General features: G+C 34.3%; 23 protein-coding genes, 1 tRNA gene and 1 pseudogene. 17 read left to right on the plus strand and 8 right to left on the minus strand.

Annotation, left to right across the window (positions count from 1 at the left end; all coding sequences use genetic code 11):
* The first annotated feature begins 4 nt into the window (after positions 1–4).
* From DMA14_RS11495 to DMA14_RS11540, 10 genes are all read left to right on the plus strand, one after another.
* On the plus strand, positions 5–592 hold the full coding sequence (locus tag DMA14_RS11495) for a hypothetical protein (protein WP_111424810.1): 588 nt from the start codon (positions 5–7) through the stop codon (positions 590–592).
* The gene (gene ureE / locus DMA14_RS11500; protein ID WP_111424811.1) at positions 592–1095 is read left to right on the plus strand and encodes an urease accessory protein UreE; all 504 of its coding nucleotides are present in this window, start codon (positions 592–594) and stop codon (positions 1093–1095) included. The genes DMA14_RS11495 and ureE overlap by 1 nt, the downstream gene beginning before the upstream one ends.
* 1 nt (position 1096) lies before the next feature.
* Positions 1097–1786 carry an urease accessory protein UreF gene (locus tag DMA14_RS11505; protein ID WP_111425037.1) on the plus strand — a complete coding sequence of 230 codons (690 nt, stop codon included), beginning with the start codon at positions 1097–1099 and terminating at the stop codon, positions 1784–1786.
* Between the two features lie 41 nt (positions 1787–1827).
* Positions 1828–2466 (plus strand): urease accessory protein UreG, encoded by a 639-nt coding sequence (ureG, locus tag DMA14_RS11510; protein ID WP_074658210.1) that lies wholly within the window; start codon positions 1828–1830, stop codon positions 2464–2466.
* A 4-nt stretch (positions 2467–2470) separates the two neighbouring features.
* Positions 2471–3268 carry an urease accessory protein UreD gene (locus DMA14_RS11515; protein ID WP_111424812.1) on the plus strand — a complete coding sequence of 266 codons (798 nt, stop codon included), beginning with the start codon at positions 2471–2473 and terminating at the stop codon, positions 3266–3268.
* A gap of 7 nt (positions 3269–3275) precedes the next feature.
* Positions 3276–3974 (plus strand): hypothetical protein, encoded by a 699-nt coding sequence (locus tag DMA14_RS11520; protein ID WP_111424813.1) that lies wholly within the window; start codon positions 3276–3278, stop codon positions 3972–3974.
* 34 nt (positions 3975–4008) lie between these two features.
* Positions 4009–4893, plus strand: coding sequence for an urea transporter (locus DMA14_RS11525; protein WP_111424814.1), 885 nt, complete (start codon positions 4009–4011; stop codon positions 4891–4893).
* 5 nt (positions 4894–4898) lie between these two features.
* Positions 4899–6956, plus strand: a complete 2058-nt coding sequence (locus DMA14_RS11530) for a TonB-dependent receptor (RefSeq protein ID WP_111424815.1) — start codon at positions 4899–4901, stop codon at positions 6954–6956.
* Between the two features lie 12 nt (positions 6957–6968).
* The gene (locus tag DMA14_RS11535; RefSeq protein ID WP_111424816.1) at positions 6969–7775 is read left to right on the plus strand and encodes a DUF2490 domain-containing protein; all 807 of its coding nucleotides are present in this window, start codon (positions 6969–6971) and stop codon (positions 7773–7775) included.
* A 62-nt stretch (positions 7776–7837) separates the two neighbouring features.
* On the plus strand, positions 7838–9064 hold the full coding sequence (locus tag DMA14_RS11540; protein ID WP_238989959.1) for a RidA family protein: 1227 nt from the start codon (positions 7838–7840) through the stop codon (positions 9062–9064).
* Positions 9065–9182: 118 nt separating this feature from the next.
* On the opposite strand, the gene DMA14_RS11545 is transcribed toward DMA14_RS11540, so the two are convergent.
* Entirely contained in the window at positions 9183–10067 is an 885-nt protein-coding gene (locus DMA14_RS11545; RefSeq protein ID WP_111424818.1) for a helix-turn-helix domain-containing protein, read from the minus strand.
* Between the two features lie 341 nt (positions 10068–10408).
* Between DMA14_RS11545 and DMA14_RS11550 the strand changes: the two genes are divergently transcribed.
* From DMA14_RS11550 to DMA14_RS11565, 4 genes and pseudogenes are all read left to right on the plus strand, one after another.
* Entirely contained in the window at positions 10409–11269 is an 861-nt protein-coding gene (locus DMA14_RS11550; RefSeq protein WP_111424819.1) for an AraC family transcriptional regulator, read from the plus strand.
* Between the two features lie 120 nt (positions 11270–11389).
* Positions 11390–12721: pseudogene (locus DMA14_RS11555) on the plus strand (amidohydrolase).
* Between the two features lie 11 nt (positions 12722–12732).
* Positions 12733–13401 carry an ankyrin repeat domain-containing protein gene (locus DMA14_RS11560; protein WP_238989960.1) on the plus strand — a complete coding sequence of 223 codons (669 nt, stop codon included), beginning with the start codon at positions 12733–12735 and terminating at the stop codon, positions 13399–13401.
* 107 nt (positions 13402–13508) lie between these two features.
* Complete coding sequence (locus DMA14_RS11565) at positions 13509–14009, plus strand: GNAT family N-acetyltransferase (RefSeq protein ID WP_111424820.1); 501 nt, start codon at positions 13509–13511, stop codon at positions 14007–14009.
* A 164-nt stretch (positions 14010–14173) separates the two neighbouring features.
* Here DMA14_RS11565 and DMA14_RS11570 read toward each other — a convergent pair whose 3' ends face one another.
* The gene (locus DMA14_RS11570) at positions 14174–15709 is read right to left on the minus strand and encodes a cytochrome c family protein (protein WP_111424821.1); all 1536 of its coding nucleotides are present in this window, start codon (positions 15707–15709) and stop codon (positions 14174–14176) included.
* A 93-nt stretch (positions 15710–15802) separates the two neighbouring features.
* Entirely contained in the window at positions 15803–17911 is a 2109-nt protein-coding gene (locus DMA14_RS11575) for a hypothetical protein (RefSeq protein WP_203418294.1), read from the minus strand.
* A gap of 628 nt (positions 17912–18539) precedes the next feature.
* Here DMA14_RS11575 and eptA point away from each other — a divergent pair.
* On the plus strand, positions 18540–20060 hold the full coding sequence (gene eptA / locus DMA14_RS11580) for a phosphoethanolamine--lipid A transferase EptA (RefSeq protein WP_111424822.1): 1521 nt from the start codon (positions 18540–18542) through the stop codon (positions 20058–20060).
* Between the two features lie 111 nt (positions 20061–20171).
* Here eptA and DMA14_RS11585 read toward each other — a convergent pair.
* Positions 20172–20245 (minus strand) — tRNA-Arg (locus DMA14_RS11585).
* Positions 20246–20359: 114 nt separating this feature from the next.
* Between DMA14_RS11585 and DMA14_RS11590 the strand changes: the two genes are divergently transcribed.
* Positions 20360–20872, plus strand: a complete 513-nt coding sequence (locus tag DMA14_RS11590) for an adenine phosphoribosyltransferase (RefSeq protein ID WP_111424823.1) — start codon at positions 20360–20362, stop codon at positions 20870–20872.
* On the opposite strand, the gene DMA14_RS11595 is transcribed toward DMA14_RS11590, so the two are convergent.
* The 4 genes from DMA14_RS11595 to DMA14_RS11610 form a co-directional block, all read right to left on the minus strand.
* Entirely contained in the window at positions 20869–21519 is a 651-nt protein-coding gene (locus DMA14_RS11595) for a response regulator transcription factor (RefSeq protein WP_111424824.1), read from the minus strand. The two genes, DMA14_RS11590 and DMA14_RS11595, sit on opposite strands and share 4 nt — an antisense overlap.
* A complete protein-coding gene (locus DMA14_RS11600) occupies positions 21509–22165 on the minus strand; it encodes a sensor histidine kinase (protein ID WP_238989961.1) in 657 nt (218 codons plus the stop codon). Before DMA14_RS11600 ends, DMA14_RS11595 begins: the two co-directional genes overlap by 11 nt.
* A gap of 98 nt (positions 22166–22263) precedes the next feature.
* Positions 22264–22911, minus strand: a complete 648-nt coding sequence (locus tag DMA14_RS11605; protein ID WP_111424826.1) for a hypothetical protein — start codon at positions 22909–22911, stop codon at positions 22264–22266.
* A gap of 6 nt (positions 22912–22917) precedes the next feature.
* The gene (locus tag DMA14_RS11610; RefSeq protein WP_111424827.1) at positions 22918–23343 is read right to left on the minus strand and encodes a hypothetical protein; all 426 of its coding nucleotides are present in this window, start codon (positions 23341–23343) and stop codon (positions 22918–22920) included.
* A 452-nt stretch (positions 23344–23795) separates the two neighbouring features.
* Between DMA14_RS11610 and DMA14_RS11615 the strand changes: the two genes are divergently transcribed.
* On the plus strand, positions 23796–24620 hold the full coding sequence (locus DMA14_RS11615) for an N-acetylmuramidase domain-containing protein (RefSeq protein WP_111424828.1): 825 nt from the start codon (positions 23796–23798) through the stop codon (positions 24618–24620).
* The last annotated feature ends 104 nt before the right edge of the window (positions 24621–24724 follow it).

Here is a 24724-nt window from a genome sequence, read left to right on the forward strand (position 1 = left end):
TTTTATGAATAATTGGAAAATTAATTTGGGTTTTATTCTTTTTCTAGTATGTGCCAGTCTTACAACGGTTCGTGCACAAAAAGGATCTTTAATGCTTTATGGTTCTTTAACTTATAAAGACAATAATAATACGGGAAGCAGTTTTGGCGCAAACCCAATCGGAGTTGGATATTTTTTTAATGATCACGTTGTTGCAGGGATGAATTTTGCTTTTGACCAAGAGAAAAACGCAGCAGGAAATCTTACCGACTCTAAACACGAAATTGGTCCTTTTTACAGTGACTCTTGGAATATTGGAGATCATTTTGCCATCATCGCTCAGGCTGACGCGCATTATGTATGGGGAAATACGCTTATGAATACGCCAGGATCTTATAGCTATAATGGCTATTTAGGAAGAATCTATCCAATTGTAGCTGTATTTCTTGGTCATGGATGGGCGCTAAAGGCCAAATTCTGTGAATTATCATATGAAAATACTACAGGAAATGATGCAAATAAAACGAATAATCGAACATTTGTTGCTGGAATAAATGGATCAACATTCGGATTAGGAGTTTCAAAAAACATTTCCCTTAAAAAATCGAAATAATGATTATACAACAGACAATAGGTAATACAAAAACACATTCAATTGAAGGTCTTGAGATAGATCTTCTCGAAATTGAGTGGTTTGAAACTACTAAAAGAATTCAGCGCAAGCGAACAAATTCAGGGGTTGAAATTGCGATTAAGTTTATTCAGGAAGGACAGCGATTGAATCAAGATGATATTCTTTATCAAGATGATAAAAAAGCAGTCGTTGTAAACATTAAACCTTGCGAGGCGATTGTAATGACACCTTCGTCTTTATTAGAAATGGGTACGATCTGTTATGAAATTGGAAATAAACATCTTCCATTATTCATTCAGAATGATCAGATTATGATGCCTTTTGAAATGCCAATGTTTAGATGGCTTGAAGCGAGTGGTTACAAACCAGAAAAACAGGAGATAAAGCTCTTGCATTTACTAAAATCAAATGTAGCGCCTCATGGTCATGGAAATTCGTCTCTTTTTACAAAAATCCTAAACATGGCTTCTTCAAATGACTAATATAGAAAACACTTATTTAGGAAGTCTTCTCCATCTGGCAGATCCAACTTTGCCAATTGGAGGATATACACACTCTAATGGATTGGAGACTTATGTTCAAGATGAAGCGGTAAATTCTGTGGCTTCGGCAAAAGAGTTTGTAACAAACATGTTAATGTATAACATTAAATATAATGATGCCTCTTTTTTGAAATTAGCTTATGTAGCGGCTGAAAATAATGATTTGGAAACTATAATAAAACTAGATCAAGAATGCAGTGCTTTAAAGAGTCCACGGGAAATTCGTGAAGCAAGTCAGAAGTTGGGAATTCGATTAATCAAGATTTTTAGAAGACAGAAGGCCTTTGATCTCGTTAATAATTATGAACGTGCAATCACCGACAAAAAAGCATCTGCTCATTATTGCATCGCTTTTGGAATCTATGCACAGTTATTAGAAATTCCGCTGGACGAAGCTTTATTCGCATTCTACTACAATGCCGCTATCGGAATGATTACCAATTCGGTTAAACTAGTGCCTTTAGGACAATTAGATGGACAGGATGTTTTATTCGAATTGCAGCCACTGCTTAAAAAATTAGCAAAAGAAACTTTAACAATAGACAGAGAACTTGTAGGTCTTTGCAGCGTCGCTTTTGATATTCGATGTATGCAGCACGAGAGACTTTATTCAAGATTATACATGTCGTAGAAATAGAGAAAAGAAGAAAGAGAAAATAAAAAAATAAAGAAATGGAAACTAGAAAGTATGTAAAAATAGGAGTTGCTGGGCCTGTAGGATCAGGAAAAACAGCATTGTTAGAACGTTTAAGCCGAAAAATGCTAAACGACTATAATTTAGGAGTAATTACTAATGACATTTACACTAAAGAAGATGCCGAATTTATGGTAAAAAACAGTTTACTGCCAAAAGAAAAAATCATTGGAGTAGAAACTGGAGGATGTCCTCACACCGCAATTCGTGAAGATGCTAGTATGAATTTGGAAGCTGTAGATGAATTGGTTTCTCGCTTTCCTGATATCGAATTAATTCTAATTGAAAGTGGTGGAGATAACCTTTCAGCAACTTTTTCACCAGATTTAGCCGATGTGACGATTTTCGTAATTGATGTGGCCGAAGGAGAAAAAATCCCTCGTAAAGGTGGACCTGGTATCACAAGATCAGATTTGCTTTTGATAAATAAAATTGACTTAGCGCCATATGTTGGAGCTAGTTTAGAAGTGATGGAGAACGATGCACGTAGAATGAGAAAAGGTGCACCATTTGTGTTTTCAAACCTTAGATCTACAGAAGGAATTGATGAAGTTATTGGCTGGATCAAGAAATATGCATTGCTAGAAGATATTGAAGAACCAAATTTAGTTCGTTAATCAAATGGTAAGTACCCTAAAAATAGAAGTAGAAAAAAGGGATGGGGAATCATTTTTAAGAGATGCATACGTGACACAACCCTTCAGGATTATGCCTGTTGGACAGTATAAATCTGATGGAGCTTCGTATTTGATGATCATGAGTTCATCACCTGGAATTTTAAGCGGTGACGTTTACGATATTCAGGTGAATGTAAAAGAAAATGCTCGTTTGCAATTGCAGTCACAATCCTATCAGCGATTGTTTAACATGGATGGGAGTGCTTCGCAAATCATGAATGTCAAAATGGAAAAAGGAACATCTTTCTCGTATGTTCCTCACCCTGTGGTGCCTCATGAAGATTCAACATTTAAAAGTCATAATAAGATTTACATCGAAGATGACTGTGATTTGACAATAAGCGAAATTATTACCTGTGGACGCAAACACCACGGAGAAACTTTTAAGTATGCTCATTTTCAAAATCTTCTAGAGGTTTTTCATCACGATAGACTGGTCTTAAAAGACAATGTTCTCTTAAGACCAGATATTATGCCCTTAGCAGCGATGGGTTTGCTGGAAGGCTTTACCCATCAAGGAACTTTTGTATATCTCAATACAAAAGATGACGACTTAGAAGATCTTATAGAATACTTTTTTAAAGAACTAGAAGGACTAGAAAATGTATCATTCGGAATCAGTAAACTAGAAGCAAACGGTTTTGTCATTAGAATTCTAGGAAATGGAGGAGAGCAAATGTTTGATTTTTTCAGAAAAGTGCAGGATGTGCTTTGGGAAGAAAAAGCAGTAATACAAATTTAAGCAGATTATGGATTCAAATTTAATAGCATTATCAATTACAGCAATCAGCATCAGCTTTTTTCACACCGCTTCGGGACCTGATCATTATTTGCCATTTATTGTTTTGTCAAGATCTCGCAAATGGAGTATGTCCAAGACAATTATGCTTACAATAGTTTGCGGTTTCGGACATATTTTGAGTTCGGTAGTTTTAGGATTTATTGGAGTTTTCTTAGGATGGCAAATCAATAAAATAACATTTTTCCAAGATTTTAGAGGTAATGTTGCAAGCTGGGCACTGCTGTTATTTGGTGCAATTTATCTTATTTACGGGCTTTGGGCTGCATACAAGAACAAAGCGCACAAACATTTTGACGTAATGGGAGAAGATGTATTTGTGTTTTCGCATAAACATGGGGAAGTAGTTATGCCTACGAATCGAGTTAAAGTAACGCCTTTAGTTTTGTTTGCCATTTTTGTAATGGGGCCAAGTGAACCGCTAATTCCTTTATTATTCTATTCTGGATTGAAACGTTCTGTTGGTGAAATTTCTACAATCATTGGTGTTTTTACGCTAAGCACTGTTTTGACTATGCTTGGTATGGTGCTTTTAGGAGTATATGGATATTCTTTTTTCAAAACAGAAAAACTCGAACGTTATACCCCAGCAATTAGCGGAGCAGTAGTTTTAGCATGTGGTGTCGGGATGGTCTTTTTAGGCTGGTAATTCAAATAATTTTTATTTCTAGAAGTATACACAAATGAAAAAAATAAAATCAATAGTAGAAACAGTGCTTAAAGGCATTGGACAAATCATGCTTCAAGAAAGTGCTTGGACAGGATTATTATTTTTAATTGCGATATCTTATGACTCGATCCTGATGGGAGTTGCAGCTTTGCTAAGTTCTATAATCGGTACTGCGACAGCAAAAATTTGCAATTTCAGTGACGAAAATATAAAGGCAGGTTTATACGGATTTAACGCAACGTTAGTTGGAGTAGGATTAGTTTTCTTCTTTGAAACCAGTCCGTTAATATGGTTTTTACTTGTTTTAGGATCTGTACTAAGCACATTGCTAATGGAATTTTCTATTCGTAAAAAGATTCCCTTTTTCACCTTTCCTTTTATTGTAATTACGGTAATTGCAGTATTGAGTATCCAACATTTTGGACTAGCGGTTGCAAGAATTCCTGCAGTTAATGTAGAAATGAAGGAACTTGAAGATTTTGCAGTAGCAGCGCATGCTTATAGCGAAGTAATTTTTCAGGGAACTATTGCCGCAGGTTTGCTGTTTTTTATTGGGGTTTTTCTCAATAATCCCACAGCAGCTTTATACGGATTCCTAGCGGCAGTAATTGCAGCGGCAATTGCGCATTTTGATCAGGATTCTGTAAAATTAATAGAAGATGGAATGTTTAGTTTCAACGCTGTTTTATGCGGAATTGCATGCAGCGGAACAAAACCTAGAGATGGATTATATGTGCTGCTATCAGTAATCATAGCAACATACTTTGACATTTTTATGATGCATAACGGATGGATTACACTTACGTTTCCATTTGTTTTATCAATGTGGGTAATTGTTTCCTTAAAAAAAATAGTAGGTCGTTTTGAAAATAAAACGGCAATTGTAGAAGAAAATTAATAATAATGAGAAACAAACTTTTTACAGCAATTGTAATAGTATTGTTAGCGGTGCAGAATGGATTTGCTCAAGAAGTAAATAAGCCAGAAGCAAAAAAAATAGAAGTAAACAAATCAGAAGCAGATACGGTGCATCTGAGTAAAATAGTAATTAGTAATATCGACTTCAGAAAACAAATAATGAAAGTCGATTTAAAAATGGCTCCAGTAAATTCTGCGCAGGATCTATTGCGAAAAGTTCCTGGACTTTTTATTGCCCAGCATGCTGGAGGAGGTAAAGCAGAACAAATATTTTTGCGAGGTTTTGATAATGATCATGGAACCGATATCAGCGTTATGGCTGACGGAATGCCAGTAAACATAGTCTCACATGCACATGGACAGGGATATGCCGATTTGCATTTTCTGATTCCAGAAACAATCAAAGATATCGATTTTGGTAAAGGATCTTATTATGCCGACAAAGGAGATTTTAATACCTCGGGCTATGTAAATTTTAGTACGTATGACAAATTAGAAAACAACCTTTTTAAAATTGAAGGTGGTTCGTTTAATACGATGCGCGCCGTTACCATGCTTAATCTTTTAAATAAAAATGACAAAGACAAAAGTTTCTATGTAGCAGGCGAATTCAATTATACCGATGGACCGTTTGATGTCAAACAGGATTTTACGCGCGTTAATTTTTTAGCGAAGTACAGCCAATGGATTGATGAAAAACAATATATCTCTATTTTAGGATCTACCTTTTCTTCAAACTGGAATGCTTCGGGACAAATTCCTGAAAGGGCAGTAGAAGAAGGAATTATAAGCAGATGGGGATCTATAGATCCAACTGAAGGCGGAAGGACTTCGAGAACAAACCTTGCTATAAATTATAAATACCTAGCCAATGAGAATGAAGAGTTTTCGAGCAATTTATTCTATTCTAAATACAATTTTAATCTGTTTTCGAATTTTACTTTTTTTCTAAATGATCCTGTTTATGGAGACGAAATTCAGCAAACGGACAATCGTTCTATTTATGGTCTTGAAAATAAGTATATCCGAAGATTTGCATTTGAAAATAGCAACATGACTTGGACATCGGGAGCAGGATTTCGTTTTGATGATATCAAGGATTTACAATTAAATCATGTCTATCAGCGCGATTTATTATTAAATAGATTATCTGATGGATCTGCTACAGAAGTCAATGTTCACGGTTATACCTCAATCGATTATAGAGTGGGGAAATGGCTCATCAATCCATCAGCGAGGCTAGACTATTTTACCTTTAGTCTTCATGATCGTCTTGCTAGTTTACCTGCGGCGAAAGAAGCTTCGGCGGCTAGAGTAAGTCCAAAATTGAATATTTCGTATACACAGAACCAAAATGTACAATGGTATATTAAGTCTGGTTTTGGATTTCATTCTAATGACGTAAGAGTTGTAGTAGCACAAGATGGAAAAGATATTCTTCCTTATTCTTTTGGAAGTGATTTTGGTGTTATTCTGCGTCCAACAGCCAATATGATTATTCAGCCGGCGATCTGGCACATGTATTTGCAGCAAGAATTTGTATATGTTGGAGACGAAGCTGTGGTAGAACCGTCAGGAAAAACACGTCGTTTAGGTTTTGATTTGAGTTTGAGATACCAACCGATTTCTTGGCTTTATTTAGACGGAGATCTTAATTATGCCCATGCCCGTTTTATTGATGAGCCAAAAGGAGAAGATTATATTCCGTTGGTTCCAACATTTACAAGCACTGGAGGTGTAGCGGTAAAACTACCTTCGGGGTTCTCGGCAAACTTAAGATACCGCTATATGGATTCGCGTCCAGCCATAGAAGACAATTCGGTAAGAACGCGAGGCTATTTTGTTAATGATCTTGTCTTGGCTTATGGAAAAAGAAACTGGGAAGTAAATATGCAGTTTCAAAACATCTTTAATGCCAAATGGAATGAAGCGCAATTTGAAACAGAAACCAGACTTAGAGACGAGGCTAGTTCAGTATCAGAATTATGTTTTACTCCCGGAACTCCGTTCGCTGTAAAAGCAGGAATAAGCTACAAATTTTAAAATTTAGAAAATATGAAAAACGTGTCTGCAAAAAGCAAATTGCTATTGGCAGTGGTCATTTTTGTGGTCACATTTAGTAATAAATCATACGCACAGTTAAGTCCACCAGGTTTAGGAGAAGGAAAAAACGCAGCTTGGTTTGCCTTTGGAGTTAGGCAGTCTTTAGATTCACTTAAACAGAAAGAATCGACAACTTATGTAGGCTATGGATTAAAGAGCAGTCCAGATGAGAATAATCCATTTTCTAAAATGGCAATTTTGGTAATCAACGAGGAAATTTCCAACCGTTACAGTAAAAATTGGGAATACTCGTATGCGCTTAGCTATAGAAGATCTAATAATTATGACTCTGAAGCGCCTTATGAGGAATTAAATCCTGCAATTGAACAGGAATTTAGAGTATACGGCCGTTATTCTTATATCACAGAAGGCAACGGACTGAAATGGAAAAATACGATAAGACAAGAGTTTAGGAAATTTTTCAATCCTGATTTTAGTAATACCGAAGAGAATTTTCAGTTGCGTACTCGCCTCAAAACACAGCTAAGCTTGGATTTAGGAACTACCAAAACACATCATATTATAGGAGGTGCCGAAGTTCTTTTTGCAATAAGCAAAGAAAATGAACCCGAGAAGGAATGGTCAAAATTTGATTATAAAGAAAGCCGACTCACTCTTTACTACTCACTTACTCCGCATGAAATTCCATTTATTTTCGATGTAGGATATATGTATGACCTTATTGGTAAAGGATCTGATATTTCAGACGTGAATTATCTGGCCTTAGATATAATTTGGAAAAATCCTTTTGGGGCATGATAAGTTATTAGCAAGATTAGTCCATAAAAAAGAAATAATTAAAACAGAAAAACAAATAAATTATGAGCGAAATTAAAAAGAACTCGAGAAACACAGAAAATGCGCCAAAAAGCCCATTTTCAACGCAAACTGTAGCGTTTTCTCATTACAACAATTTTTCGGCGCAATTGCCTATCGATCCTAAAACGGGAGAAATTGTTAGTGGCGGTATTAAAGAGCAGGCAAAACAATGCTTGACCAATATTCAAGCAATTGTAGAAAGCATTGGCCATGTTATGGATGATGCAGTAAAACTAACTGTTTTCTTAAAAAATATTTCTGATATAGAAGCAGTAGACGAAGTGTACAAAACATTCTTTAAAAGCAATTTTCCAACTCGTACAACGGTTGCTGTAGAAGCTCTGCCACTAGAAGGGGCTTTAATTCAAATCGATGCACTTATTTCAAACGGCGAGGGAACAACTCCGCAAAAAGCTTTAGATCTTGTTAAAGTAACCAGAAATACAGAAAATGCACCAAAGAGCATACACGCACATAACGTAGCGTTTTCTCACTATAGCAATATTTCTGCACAATTGCCTATCGATCCACAATCTGGTAAAATTGTTGCAGGTGGCATAAAAGAACAGACTGAACAATGTTTAGAAAATATTAAAGCTATTTTAGAAAGCATTGGACACGTTATGAATGATGTGGTTAAAACTACTATTTTTCTTAAAGATATTTCAGATGCTGAGGTTGTAAACGAAGTTTTAGCAAAATTCTTCCCAAACTATGTTCCAGCTAGAACAATTGTTAGCGCTTCAGCTTTGCCATTAGGAGCTTTAGTTCAAATAGATACTGCAGTTTCTCATGGTGACGGGACACCTCCGCAACTTCCAGAAGATGCACGTTTTTTAGTTATTGAAGCAAATAACACAGAAAACGCACCAAAAGTTCCATATTCACACACAGTTGCTTATTCACATTACAATCATATTTCAGGTCAATTGCCTTTGGTTCCAGAAAACAATCAAATAGTTGGAAGCGGAATTAAAGAACAGGCTGCACAATGTTTAAACAATATCAAAGCAATTGTAGAAAGTATAGACCACAAAATGGATGATATTGTTAAAATAAACATTCAGCTTAAAAATGTGGCTGATATTGCTGCTGTAAACGAAATTTATACTTCATTTTTCAACGGAGATCTGCCTGCAAGAACGGTAATTGGAGTTTCGGCAATTCCTGTGGATGCTTTAATCCAAATTGATGCTGTTGTTTCTAATAGTGAAGGTACACCAGCTTAATTAACTAATTAAAAGTTACATTTTTTAAGTAGAGTCTTTTTTAGACAAAAAACGCTTATAACAGGATTTTTAAACATCCTGTTTAAGCGTTTTCGTTTTTTTGAATGAATTGCAAATTTTAATGTTTTAAAAATTGTGATCGATATTCAGAAGGAGACTCTCCTGTCACTTTTTTAAACATGCGAGAAAAATACGAAGGCGATTGAAAATGCAATTCAAATGCTATTTCTGCTATTTCTTTTGAATTATCTTGCAAAAGAATTTGGCTATGTTGTATAGTAATTTCGTTTATCCACTGTTTTGGCGCCTTTCCAGTGGTTTCTTTGACGCATTTGTTCAAATAATTATCTGATATTTTTAATAGATTGGAGTAATAATCGATGTTTTTATGTTGAATATGGTTTTTCTGAACCAATTCTCTAAACTGGAAAGAGATAAAGCTTGCACGACTGAGTGATTTGTTCGTAGTATTTTCTGTTCGTATAATTTTTAATAACGCAGATTGAAGAAGTGATGTAGTGATTGCATTAATATGTTCAGTTTGGTTTAATTCTTCTTCCAGTAATTCAAATAAACGAATAAGCCAGTTAATTTTATTAGGATTTAAAATAGAGAAAGGCGAAGTGTAAAAGAAGTTTAAATCTCCTGTTGTTAATGAAATTTCAGTAATGACCTCATTTTCATAGATAACAAAAAAACCTTCGACATCATCTGACAATTCTAAGGTTGCCGTAAAATTTCCTTGTTTAATACTAAGCGCTTGATTAGCATTAATTTCAAAAACAGATGTTTCTAGCTGCTGTTTTACAAATCCTTTTGTTACAAAAATCAGAAAGTTAAAAGTCGTTTGATAAGGGTTAACAGGAATTACGATTTTTTTTAAATATTTTTCAATTCGATACAATTGTACATTCGAATTATTAAATAGATTGTGAGTAGATATATCTGGAAGAAAAAACTTCTTGTACTCATAATTACTAATTAATTTAGGGTTGTTTTTCATTGAAACCTAATTTTGTGCTATTAGCTGCAGATGCAAATGTGTAGGTCTTAATATGGGATTATAATTAATCTTAAAATCAGATATGCAGCTAAAAAATGAAGCACTAATTTAAGTTATTTTCTGCTAGCTGGAATTCTAATTATAATAAAATTATAGATAATTTAGAGGTTCTTGTGTAAAGGCAATAAAGTCTTGAAAGTGATAAAAAGAACAAATCATAATTAGTAGTCTATGGGAGGAATTTATACTTTTATTGTTTTTTATAAATTTTGCTGTTTATTTAATGCTTTTGAGCCGATTTTTTTTATGTAAAAGCTTCATAAAAAATTCACTTTTTTATTATGGATAAACCTGAAAGAAAACATTCTGTATCAGTGATCGGTATACAGGAATTTAGAGATGACCAATTCGCAGGCAACGTAGAGATTTTATTTAATGATCTCCATGGAGCAAGAATTATTGAAAAACCTCACTCACATGATTTTTTTACTATTAGTTTATTCGAAAAGGCAAATGGAGTTCATTCAATTGATTCTATAGATTATCCTATTGGTGATTATCAGGTCCATGTATTATTTCCGGGACAAATGCACAAATGGGACATAAAGGAAGGAACAATAGGTTATCAGCTTATGATTGAACAAAGTTTTTTTGAAAGATTTGCTCCATATTTTAGATTTTCTTTTACCAATTACCAGAATCATCCTGTTATACAATTATCCCAAACTGCTTTTGAACTGTTGCATTATGAATTTGATGCAATCAAAAATGAGCTGAAACGGCCAGATTTCCTGACTTATCTGATTAATGCTCGTGCAGCAGTTATAGCATCCATTATTAGTAGAGAAGCAGAATATGCTTTTACTGAATTTAAAGTATATCAGTCCAATTCTCGATTAGCAGCTTTCAATATGCTGATAGATGAATTCTTCAAGCAGGAGAAATCTGTGGCATTTTATGCTGCCAAGTTAAATATTTCTGCTAATTACTTGAATGTCCTCTGTAAAAAGCATCTTAAAATATCTGCTACACAGCTCATACAGCAACGTGTGGAAACAGAAGCTAAAAGGTTACTGGAAAGTGCCGATTTATCCATAAAACAAATTACTTTTGAGTTGGGCTTTGTAGACCATGCTTACTTCTCTAATTTTTTTAAAAGCCATATAGGAATATCGCCAACTGAATTTCGGAAAAAAAGATAAATTCTTCAAGTTGCCGTAGGAATCATGCAAGTTTTCTGGTTTGCAAATCTGTACATTTGAAAAACGCTATCTTGTTTTTTTGTTAAAATAAAGAAAGCTCTTAATTAAATAAAAATGAATATGGACAAGCGAGGTATTTCACGTAAAGATTTTCTAAAGAATTCTGGATTAGGTTTGGCAGGTATTGCCTTTATGCCATCAATACTACAAGGGCAAAATAGTCATTTGCAGAAAGATCAGACAACAGCATTGGGAAATTCTTATGTTTTGAAAAATGTTCGTCTGGAAACTGGTTTTGAATTTGAAGGAGAAGAAGTTGTGGCAACTAAGACTGGACTTTTTTCTGTAGAAATTGAGAATGGTAAAATAAAGAGAATCAGTTCTAAAGCGACTGGTAAGGAAGAAATAGATGCAAAGGGAATGCTAATGTTGCCGTCTTTTAGAGACATGCACATTCATTTGGATAAAACTTTGTATGCTGAAAAATGGCGTGCAGTACGTCGTTCAGGAGGAATAAAAGGAATGATTGCGCTGGAACAGAAAACATTGCCCGATATGCTAAAAAACTCTACTTATAAAGCAGAAAAACTCATCGAACTATTGCAGTCGCACGGAACAGGATTTGCGCGCAGCCACGTCAATATTGAGCCTACATCTAAACTGGATTCACTTAAAAATCTTCAAATTGCGCTAGCAAACAAAAAGAATAGTTTTGGAGCAGAGTTAGTAGCTTTTCCCCAACATGGTTTGTACAATACAGACTCACTTCCTTATATGAAGGAAGCTGCAAAAATGGATATTGATTTTATTGGAGGCTTAGATCCTACAAATGTGGACGGTTCAATTCAAAAAACGATGGATACAACGATTCAGCTCGCTCTGGACAATAATAAAGGAATTGACATCCATTTACATGAATCAGGAAAATCAGGTCTTGATACTATCGAATACTTAATTGGCAAAGTAAATGAAAACCCAGTTTTAAAAGGAAAAACCTTCGTTAGTCATGCCTTTGCTCTTGCTGCTTTAGATAAAGTCAAACAGGAAACAATTGCGGAACAGTTGGCAGCTGCATAAGTGGGGATTATTTCTACAATACCTTTTGGCGGTACGATTATGCCAATTCCAACATTATTAAAACACGGAGTAAATGTTATGACAGGAAATGACAGTATTGTAGATTATTGGAGCACTATGGGAACTGGAAGCGTATTGCAGAAAGCCAATTTAGCGTCGCAATTATACGGACAGGTTTCTGAATTCGGATTGTCTAGAATGCTAAAACTGGCAACAGCAGGCCCCATTCCGTTAGATGACAAAGGTGTACAGCAATGGCCAAAAGAAGGTGATACTGCCGATCTGGTACTTGTTGATGCCAGTTGTTCTGCAGAAGCAGTTTCTCGCATATCGCCAATAAAATCTCTGATTTACAAAGGGAATATCGTTTTCTAATTTATTTGATTATGAAAAAAACTATAATTCTTTTATTAATACTAATAATGCCTATTGGTTCTTGTGAGTCAGTTTGGGCTTTAAAAAAAAATGAAATTATGCAAAAAGATATTCTGCAGCTAGTACAACAGAATGATATTTCTGGGGTTTCGAAAGCTTTAGAAAATGGAGCAAATGTAAATGCTGTTGATAATAATAAGCGTTCTCTGTTGCTAATTGCGACAATGGGTAAGCAGATAGAAATGGCAAAGATCTTAGTAAAATATAAGGCAGATGTGAATCAACAGGCAGAAAACAGGGACAGCCCTTTTTTGTATGCGGGCGCAAGCGGACAGACAGAACTGGTACGTTTATTTTTGAACAATGGCGCACGCTTCGATATCTTCAATCGCTACAACGGATCGGCACTTATACCCGCATGCGAACGTGGCCATGTAGAAACAGTTAGATTGCTTGCAAACACTAAAAACTTTCCAATTGATCATGTTAACCGTTTAGGTTGGACTGCTTTAATGGAGGCTATTGTGTTGGGAGACGGAAGTTTAAAATACCAACAGATTGTTCAGATTTTAAAAGACGCAGGATCAAGAATGGATATACCTGACCATGATGGAATAACTCCGCTACAGCATGCGCAGGCAAAAGGATTTAAAGAAATTGTGGTAATTATAAAATCATAAGATTACTTCAGGTTGCTCTACTTATTTTCTGTAAATTTGGTTGTATTTACAAGAAAAGAACTAATATCAATTTAGAAAATATTCTAAATTATTTAACCTAACAAGCAATGAATATTCTGTATCAAAGCCCAAAAATAATTATTCGCGAATTCTTACCTCAAGAGCAGCAAACATTTTTAAGCCTTTTTAAAGATAACGAAGTTACAAAATATCTTCCCGATACTTCGCCAGAAAGATATATCGAAATGTTTAATGAACTGCTTGAAAACTATGAAAAGAAAAATCTTAGTCGATGGGCTATATTTAATGCTATAGATAATGATTTTATAGGAATGTGTGTTGCCCGAATTTTTGTGCACAACACCAACCAAATAGAGATTGGATATGTACTAAGCAGGGATTATTGGGGAAAAGGCATTGCTACAGAAGTATGTAATGCTATTATGCATTATAGTTTTGAAAATACAGATAAGAAAGAAGTTGTGGCAATAACAGATCTTGACAACATCGGTTCGCAAAATGTATTGCAAAAGGTCGGATTTAAACGATTGAATAATTTGATAAGAAACGAAGAGGAATTAGCTTATTTTATGATAGAAAGATTTTAATTTCATCTATAAAATGGTATAGTAAAATTTTTTCTAAACTTCCTTTTAAAAGTTCTCATGCCTTATTGGATTTTAGGGCTAAAGTAATATTAAGCATCTTTTAATAAAAAAAGCTGTCTCAAATTGAGGCAGCTTTTCTCATTCATGAATACAAATACAGTCGGTTATTTTTTAATCGACTTTTTCTTTTGATTTTCTTTTGATGACGGATATTTTGCAAAAGAGATGGCAAAACTAAAATCAGCAAATTTATTATTGTTTACAGAGTCTCCAGGATATGGAGCTATTGTGGAATGTACATGGCAATTAAAGCAGGTTTTTGTCGATTGCACATAGGTTTCCATTGTTGAATTGGCTACAATAGAAGCTCCGCTAGTCATTGATGAATTATTTATCTTTCTTGGCGCAGGAATTGCAGTAGTTGGATCTTGCTGAAAACTTTGTGACCAGATTACATCTACTAACTGATAATATTGCCAAACGGAATTAGGATAAAACTTTCGTATATTTTGTTGCATTAGCGCATTGATAGGGGCTGCATCAATTGGATCGATTTTGTTTATCCGTGTAGATTGTGTAGGTACTGGACCAGCTTGATTGAGATAATAAGGAGGAGGTGTATTTGGCTTGCAAGTGACGACTTTTGTAGAATCTCCGGTAGGTGTTTTAATAGTTACATTTTGATTTTTGCAATTTGGATTGTAAAAATTATACCCATATTGAGATGGAGGCGCACCATTTAAATTACTTTGATCAGGAGTATTGTCAATCTGTTCGAAAGTAGCCCATACCCATGTAGGCTGATTTTGTGTTTTATGCAATATATGAAGCCCTACAAGTGCCACTACAGTATTTCTAAGCTTTTTTGTAATAGGATCCAATACTGTAGCATTTGACAATTTATACCTTTGCCATTTGGGAGATTTTACATCCGTAACTTCCATCCATGCTGCTTTTAATTCAATTGCACCAACAAATCCAGTACTATAGTCACCTTGAGGAAAATTAATGGGCTGGTTTAGTTTTACAGTGTCGTGCTGTACTATTGCATTGTAGAATCCTTTTTTAACGATAAAATCATAATAGTCTTTATTGAGCATAATTTCATACCACAAATTTGTGCTGTTTTGCGCACCTAGCCAGCTTGGCTTGTTAAATGGTTCGGCTTGATTGGGACTAAAATTTACTTCGGCATCATTTTCTTCAATTTTACTGACAAATGTAAGCAGTTTGGTCTGTGTTTTCTTCAGCAGAAGTTTTTGCGATTTGAAAAGACTGCTATATTCATCTGATACCAATGTTCCCCAAGCTGGCGGTTTTGATCCATCATCAGGAAATAGTACTTCTCTTGGCATATAGGTTTCCCATTGCACAAAGGTAAAATCGTTTGGAGCTCCAAAACTGGCATTAGGATTAGTGGGCCAATTGAGTGCAATAAATTCCTTCCATGCAAAACAATTTGCTAGTGGTTGATTAAATGATAATAAATCAGCTGGAACTATATTGTTGAATGTAATAGGAAGTATACTGCTTGGTAAACTTGAAGAATAACAATTACAAGTATTGGTTTGTGATGAAGGAATCAATAAATAATTGGATTCTGCATTTCCAAGTGCTGATTTAGAAGCTATAACAGCCAATGGAATTATGACAAGACCTATCCAAAACATTTTTTTAGATAAAGTAGTTTTTAAATTCATTGTTTTAGTATTTAAATGAAATAGAAAGGGGAAATTGTAAGGTTTGAAGTATATGACCTGCATTTCCCCCCATATTAGTAGATTCAGTAATGATTATCCAACTGTAATTTTTACCGTTATAGAGCCAATGTTATCTGCAAAACCAACTCCGTAGATACCATTTAAATCATCATTAATGCATAGTTGTAATTCGCCTTGAAGGTTAGCGGGTACCGTAGTTCCCATACCGATAAAGAATACAGAGTTGCCTATTTTTCCTATAAGTGAACCTTCATTTTGTCCCGGCATCGTGTAGCCTGTCTTAGCAGCAATAAAGTATGGATTTCCCGAAGCATTATACAATTGTCCGCCATTGTCATTTGGATTTGCTGTCCAAAGACCACTTTGATAAGCAACATTTACAGAAGTTCCTGACTGTACAATAACGCCAGTATTTTGCCATTTAACATTAGCTTGTATAGTTGTAGGTGATACAACAAGCAATCCAGGCATTGCAGGTTTTTGCTGTTGTCCAGGATTAGTGATGAACACTCCATGAGGACCGGCAGCGGCATTTGAACCGACACTAACGCTAATGAACAAAGCAGTATAAGTACCAGGCATACTGTTTCCTGGTACAGCATAAGTTATATCGTTTTGAACAGAATTTACAACAGCTGTAATGTTAGGATCATCAAAAGTTACAGACGGATAAGTACTAGGATCGCCTGGACTTGCAGTGCACGTATCGCAAATCAATACCATATTGGCTCCGTTTGTCGAATTAAATATCGTTGGCGGAATAAAGGTACTGTTGCTTAAAAGAGAAATTGGATGATTAACAGGATTAGGAACGCTGGTTTTGTACATGGCATTAAAGTAATCCTGATAGAAAAGCTGTAAGGGCTGAGCAAAAGTAACGCTAGGAGTGCCCACAGCATCATAACCTTTAGGAGTTGTTGGACTATCGTAACTACTGGCAACAATTTGCATTTTAAAAGTTGATGCTACTTGAGATGCCCAATCAATCTTTTTATTGCTTATCGTTATATCGCTGATAGTATAGTTTTTGTCTGCAGGAACTTCAAACACAGCATGCAATATAAAATTACCCGGCATCGGATTACCATATTGATCATTCAAGGTTTCAGATCCTCGTGCAATTTTCCAGAATGTAGCAGCATTTGTGCCATCAGGAGTTTCATAATGAGTAAAATCAGGCATTTGAATATAAAGTCCTGGCGGATCTGCTAGAGTAGCTACCTGTGGGCCTAAAGTTGGAATTAGTACATTACCAGTAACAAGATTGTTTACAGTACCACCAATATTAGGGTCACTATTTCGGTTTTTCTGTCCATATTGGGCATCGCACAATAAGTTGTTATATAACCTTGAAGGCCATATAGTGTTTCCTGTTGTTCCTGAAGGATTATTGCGCTGTACTGTTGCCGCAGTAGCCAGTCCTATTTCTGTCTGTAAAGTGTTAGGCGTGCTGGTTAAATGTATTGCACCTCCCAAATTGGCATTTGATACAGGTCCAGAGTTCCATTTATTCAACGGATTGTAGATTGGTCCTCCTGTAGCAGGGTTTACAGCGCCCGGTAAACTTAAATCTTCTAAAGTGATTTGAGGTTTATTTAATATAGATTGATAAAGCGATAGCACTTTGTTCGGGTCAATAATCCAAAGGCTGTTCCAATATTCTGGATTTTCACAAGTAAAATCAATGCGTGTAATTTTATTTTGAGCATTTCGAGTTACTGCCCATTCGCAGTATTCATCTTGCCAACCTCTTGGACCATACGGAAAATAAGGAATAGTTTCAGTAGGAGTGCCGCATGGATTATTATTAATTAGCGATATCATATTACCAGTATCTGCCATTTGGTTTAATTGATCTTGCGAGGCAGCAGGAAAATTAAAAGCCAATCTTCCCGGAAACGCAGACCATGTAACATTATTTACAACACTTTTAGGATTGTTTTTTACTGGATTGTAATAATTTGTGACTGCTGGAGTATTAGTAGAATTCCACGGATTGCTTAACATACCCTGTTGTGTAAATTCATCCAGATTCGCACTCCACAGTTGATTCATTGCAGTTTGCTTCGAAGGATCAGATTGAAAATCCTGAATACCAGCTGGTGTTCTAAATTGAAAATTGCTGTTTGCGTCACTGATTACAGCAACGTCCTCTTGCTCGTTTAAATTTTTTGATTCCATAATATTAGTTTATTTAAATGTTAGTCTTATTTGTATGGTTCTAAGAAGCCAATCCTATTTCATAAAAAGGACTTAGGATTCTATTTTTAAGGCTTGAATTGGGAAGTTGTATGGTGTACAGAAAGTGTTGTACAATAGTGGGGCTGATAAGGCTTATTTTTCTGTAGTAAAATTAGAAACAGATAATGTAAGAATTTAGCGTAAAAATACCTGTTTTAATGTATTTAAAGTTAAATATTTGTAAAGAAAGGATGATAATTCTTTTTTAGAGGGTTGAAATAAATACAATCTGATAATAAAGGAGCTATTGTAAATTATTCCATTTGCAAACGCATTGTTCTAATCAAGAATGAGAATACTGATAGTTTTATATCGTATACAAAGCTGTTTGCGGACATAATAATTTACCTTCGAGACATTCGATAACTATATTTTACAGTATTATCGATTTTATTATATGGATTTATTATGGGCATGGATTAACAGCAAAGAATATTATCCTATTTTTATGCTGTTGTTTTTGGGATGTTGCATTTTGTTGATCTGCAGGATGTTTTCTGAGAATATAGTGTTTCTTTATTACGTTTTAATTGCATGGCTGTATCATTGTTTTTAATCATTTATATCTATGTTAAAAAATAACCTGCGACTTACTCATTTTGTTTTACTGATGAGTTTTTTGAATTTTTTATTCTTTCACTTGCCATTCTATAGCTATGTTTTTGATAATGTTGATTACAGAAGTTTTAATGGAGTGATTTTGATTATCAGCTTAATAATACTAATGCTGGTTTTGAATGCTTTTGTTTTTTATTTGTTTTTTTCTCTTTCTCGTAATCTTGGAAAATTTTTACTGACGATTTTCTTTTTGATTAATTCTACTGCGCTTTATTTTATTAATACTTACAGTGTTATAATAGACGAAAGCATGATTGGCAATATCCTGAATACCAATTATGAAGAATCTCGCAGTTTTTTCTCAGTTAAATTGGTTCTTTACATTATTTTTCTGGGTGTTATTCCTGCAATCTTCATTATAAAAGCACAAATTGTAAAAGATTCATTGCGAAAATTTTTAAGTCTTTCCTCACTTACCTTACTATTTATTGCTGTTTTAGTTTTCGCAAACGCAAGCAATTGGCTTTGGATTGACAAAAACTCCAAGAAATTAGGCGGACTTGCAATGCCATGGTCTTATTCGGTAAACATTTCGCTTTTTTACATTCACAAACACAAAAAGAATGAAAAAGAAATTTTACTCCCAAAAGCTACTATAAAAGATAATCAGAAATCGGTTGTTGTTTTGGTTATTGGTGAATCGGCGAGAAGACAGAATTTTTCTCTTTATGGTTACAATAAGAATACTAATCCGCTTTTGTCTGCAGAAAAGAACCTGTTTCATTTTGAAGCTTCGTCATGTGCAACCTATACAACAGCAGGTGTTAAGTGTATTTTAGAACATGCCAATTCTGATGATTTGTATGAGATTCTTCCAAATTATCTTTACAGGAATAATGTAGAAGTGATTTGGAGGACAACAAACTGGGGAGAGCCTCCTGTTCATATAAAAAACTATCAAAATAAGGAATATTTGATGAAGGACTGCCAAGGAGAAGGATGCAATTATGATGAAATTTTGCTTACAGGACTGAAAGAACAGATATTACATAGTAAAAAGAATAAAGTATTAATTGTATTACATACAAGTACAAGTCATGGCCCTTTGTACAGCAAGAAATATCCATCTAGATTTGAGTCTTTTAAACCTGTTTGTAACAGTGTCGAATTGGGTAAATGTTCCCAGCAGGAATTGATGAATGCCTATGATAATACGATCGTTTATACCGATTATATTCTTTCTAAAATTATTGATGATTTAAAAGAATTAAAGGAATATAAAAGCACTATGATTTTTGTTTCCGATCATGGAGAATCTTTAGGAGAAAAGAACTTGTATATGCATGGCGTGCCTTTAAGTATTGCTCCTAAAGAACAATATGAAATTCCTTTTATAGTTTGGGTATCAGATAATTCAAAACAGCTTAAAGCAAATGAAACAGTATCACAAAATCATGTGTTTCATAGTGTTTTAAATTTTCTAAATATAGAAAGTCCTGTTTATAATGAAGAACTGAATATTTTTAAATAATTGCGAATGAAAAAAAAGCTTCCCGAAGTGAAAAGAAAGCTTTTGCTAAGAGGATCTTGAATTTTGAATAAAAAAAATCCCATTTCGCTAGAAATGGGATTTTAATTTTAGTGACCTCGACAGGATTCAAACCTGTAACCTTCTGAGCCGTAATCAGATGCGCTATTCAGTTGCGCCACGAGGCCTTTTTGTTATCAATTAGCTATTTTTTTGTAGCTTTGTTGATTGCTTATTGCGGGTGCAAAGATAGACATAAATGTGAGATAAACAAGGGAAAAATAACATAAAATTAAAAAAAAATGCAGTTTGAAAATTATATACGTGATATTCAGGGATTTCCAAAAGAAGGAATTTTATTTAAAGATATCACACCTTTACTAATTAACCCAGAAGCGCGAACAAATTGTCTCAAAATTTTACTAGATTCTTTAAAAGGCCAGAAAATTGATAAGGTTGTTGGAGCAGAAAGTCGCGGTTTTTTCTTCGGAATGTTGCTTGCTCAAGAATTAAATGCTGGATTTGTTCCTGTTCGTAAACCAAAAAAGCTTCCGTTTGATACGATTTCTGCTTCCTACGAGTTAGAATACGGAACGGATAGCTTGGAAATGCATACAGATGCCATCAAAAAAGGAGATCGTGTTTTAATCCATGACGATGTATTGGCTACGGGAGGAACGGCTAAAGCAGTTTGCGAATTGGTAGAAAAACTAGGTGGCGAAATCGTGCAATGCAATTTCCTGATGGAACTGACTTTTCTTAACGGAAGAGAAAAAATTGCGCCATATCCTGTTTTTGCAGCTTTAACGTATTAAACAAAAACAATTTTATGCTTAATGGCATAAAGTACCAGTCCGATTCGGGTTTTTATTTCCAGTTTATCAAAAAGTGATTCTCTATATCCGTCGATGGTTTTAGGGCTCAAACACATTTCTGATGCGATTTCTTTATACGTCATTTCAGTGCAGGCATGTTTGATAAAAACAATCTCTTTTTCTTTTAGAGAGATCTTTTTGTTATCGCTGTTAACTTTATTAATCAGCATTCCAGAAACAAGTTCGGTAAAATAAAAGCCCTTTTCGATGACGCATTCAATTGCTTCTTTGAATATCTCAGGCGAAGTGTCTTTCAGTAGATAGCCTTTTGCTCCATTTGTAATCATTTTAATTATAATTTCTTCGTCGTCATTAACAGATAAGGCAATTACTTTTAGATCAGGTCTATTGTCTTTGAGCCATTGCATAGTGCTTAATCCATCAAGAACAGGCATATTGACATCTAGTAAAATAAGATCGATTTCAGTAGGATTAGTTTCTTCCAGATAGTCTATAAAGACTTTTCCGTTTTCAAAACGTTCTACAACTTCATAATCGCCAAAACTTTTAATCAACAGTTCAAGAGACTGGGAAAAAAGTAAATGATCGTCTACAATTATTATTTTTCTTTTAGAGTTAGTCTTCATGGTTTAGGGGTAAAGGATATTCGATGGTTACACTGGTTCCGGTGCTGTCTGAGTTTAGAATTAATTCGGCGCCAATAAGTTTGGCTCTTAATTTCATATTGTTTAATCCGATTCCTGAATTTGACTTTTCGAGGTCATATCCAATTCCGAAGTCTTTTAGTTTCAACGTAAAAAGAGAATCAGTAGTTTCGATATGAACATCAAATAAATCGCTTCTAGAGTGTTTTAAACTGTTGTGGAGAGCTTCTTGGAAAATTCTATAAATAATGAGTTCATGCTCTTTGTTTATTGTGGGAACTGCTCCAATTTGGCTAAAATTGAATTTAATTTTTTTGAGTTTTTTAATCCGCTCCAAATCCTGCTGAATAGCTTCGAGAAAGTTATTTTGAAGTAGATTGTCTTTGTTTATAATTCTCGAAAGAATTCGTAATTCGTCTAAAGATTTTGCGAGGAGAGTTTTTAAATCTTTAAGTTCGTTCATTTGGACATCCTTGCTGCTAATACAGATATTAAGCTGCATAATAGCAACCGAAATAATCTGTCCAATATTATCGTGTAATTCTTTGCTGATTTCGCATAAAGTCTGATCCTTTATCTCAATCCTTGTTTTGACCAATTCGGATTGGAAATATAAATCAGCTTCCATTTTTTCTACTAAAAACTTATTCTTTTTCTTTAAAAAATAGAAGAAAATAACGAGCAAAATAACGATCAGGGTAAAGAAAACAATACCCAGGGAAATAACTAATAGTTGTATTTCTTTTCGCTCCATATAAATCCGATTATAAAACAGCTATGCGCCAGAAAATTTAAAATAAAGACGACTAAACTAAAAATAGAATCATCTTGTTTTATTAAAAACCAATTGATAGCCAGCATAAAAGGTGTAAACGGAACATGAAAAACCAGTATGCCGAGAATGTACCAGAAAAAAACCGATTTTTTAAAATTCAATATTTTTTCTGAGTTGAATATCTCGATCAGGTATAGGCAGGATAATATTAAAATTAATAATACACCAATTGCAAAACTATAGGTAAAAGAACGGTTAATGTCTTCTTTGAAATATAAAATATTTAAGAAAAAGGAAACAATAAACAGAATTAAAAAAAGTACAGCCGAAATTCTGTGATCTTTTTTAGTAAGTAGGGCTCTTAAAAGTAAAATATAGGCAGAGAGGCTGGCAAACATGTAGAAATTATAGACGTGAAAATTCAGCAAACCCGTCCATTGGGTAAAATAATAGCCTACAATTTCTATTACAACAGAAAACCAGATTAAAAGTACTAAAAATTTAGCTTTATTGCTAGGAAGTTTTGGCATTGCAAACAAACCAATAATTCCTGACAATAAAGCCAAATAAATGATATAAGATCTTAAAAATTCGAACATATTTTTTTAGTAAATTAGGCTTGGTGGTCTTCCAATGTTTCCGTAATTCATTGGTTCAATGTCTTGTAGGTCTGAAGAGGCTTCTTGCATTAAAGCCATGCGCTGGACTTGCGTGTTATTTTCTGCCTTTTTGCCTGTTGGAACCAGAAATAAAGTAGTCATTCCTGCTTTCTCTCCATGTTTTTCATCCTCAGGATAAACTCCAAAATAAAAACGGATTCCATCAACATTGTAACCGTCTTTTGCGCCATTAGTTTTTATATAATGAATGTAGTTTTCTAATTCTTCTAGAGAATACCAAATGGCATTAGCATCTTCTTTTTCCTCTATCCCAGCTCTAAGAGAAGCTCTTTTATTATTGTAATTTGCATTTAATTGTTTGGCAAATTCTTTAGTAATCAATTGACTAGGTTTTGCAGGTGGATTTTTCATAGTTTTTTATTGTTAATTGGTTTAAATGTTTAGTTAACAGTTTTTTGAGTTTGTTTACAGGACAAAATTATCTGAATCAGAAAATTTCGACAAGGGGAAATATACCCTTTTTTGCTTAGTAAAATTATCTAAAAAATCGGGTTAAAGTACTGTTGTGTAGTATTTTATAAAAATTTAATTTTACATTGCCAGTTTTGAGATAAAAAAACAGACATTCAAAAGGTAGTTTCTTAAATAATTATTTTTCTGAGATTATATCACGGCCAATATCATTTCTAAGTTTAGTTAGATTGTTTTGCAATCAATATCTAAATTCCCGACCCTTATATTGTTCAGTTTTATTGTAAGAAGCACGATGAACAATAATATTCTGATTTCTACAAAGTCAATTGTTTTGACAAAGTGATGTTCTTGATTTCTTCAAACATCAAGTAAAACCAAAAATAAAAATAATGAGAACCATAAAAGCAGGTACAAAATCTCCTGAAGTTTATTACTTAAATGAACTTTTAGCAAAATTAAAATACGGTGTAATTGTTTCCGATTATTTCGGGAAAGAAACAGATAAAGCAATCAAAGATTTTCAGTTGAAAAACAGTCTTGTGGTTGATGGAGTAGTGGGGCTTAAAACTTGGTCGACACTTTTAGAAAAAAGCAAAAATGGTTTGTCGACAAATAATAAGCTATTATCAGAACAGGATTTGATTAATTTTTCGAATGAGTTTAAGTTGGAACTCGCAGTTGTAAAAGCGGTTAACGAAGTTGAAAGTAACGGAAAAGGTTTTTTAATTGACGGACGTCCGAAAATTTTGTTTGAAGGACATATTTTTTGGAGTGAATTGAAGAAAAGAAATATCGATCCGAAGACTTTTGTTAATGCAAATACGCAGGATATTTTATTCGAAAATTATACTAAGAAGTATTACGTTGGAGGAACAGCCGAATATACACGCTTAGAAAAGGCAAAAAAGCTCGGCTCAGACAAAAAAATAGCTGATGCGGCAAACTGTTCAGCTTCTTGGGGACTTTTTCAAATTATGGGCTTTAATGCAGTTTCTATCGGATATAGCAGTATTGATGAATTTGTAGATAAAATGAATCAGAATGAAGGAGAACATCTCAAAGCTTTTGGACGATTTCTTGAGAAAAATAATTTGATCGGATTGCTACAAAATAAAAACTGGGCTTCGTTTGCTTTAAAATACAACGGACCAGCTTATAAAACCAATAAATACGATGAAAAGCTGATGAGAGCGTATCAGAAATATGCTAAATGAGTTTGTTTCAAGTTTGAAGTTTCAGGTTTCAAGTTGATAAACTTTGAGTGTAGATTTACCGCAAAGAACGCAAAGGCTTACGCAAAGAAAACAAAGTTTAGCGA

The sequence above is a fragment of the Flavobacterium sharifuzzamanii genome (genome assembly GCF_003254585.1).
Taxonomy (GTDB): Bacteria; Bacteroidota; Bacteroidia; order Flavobacteriales; family Flavobacteriaceae; genus Flavobacterium; species Flavobacterium sharifuzzamanii.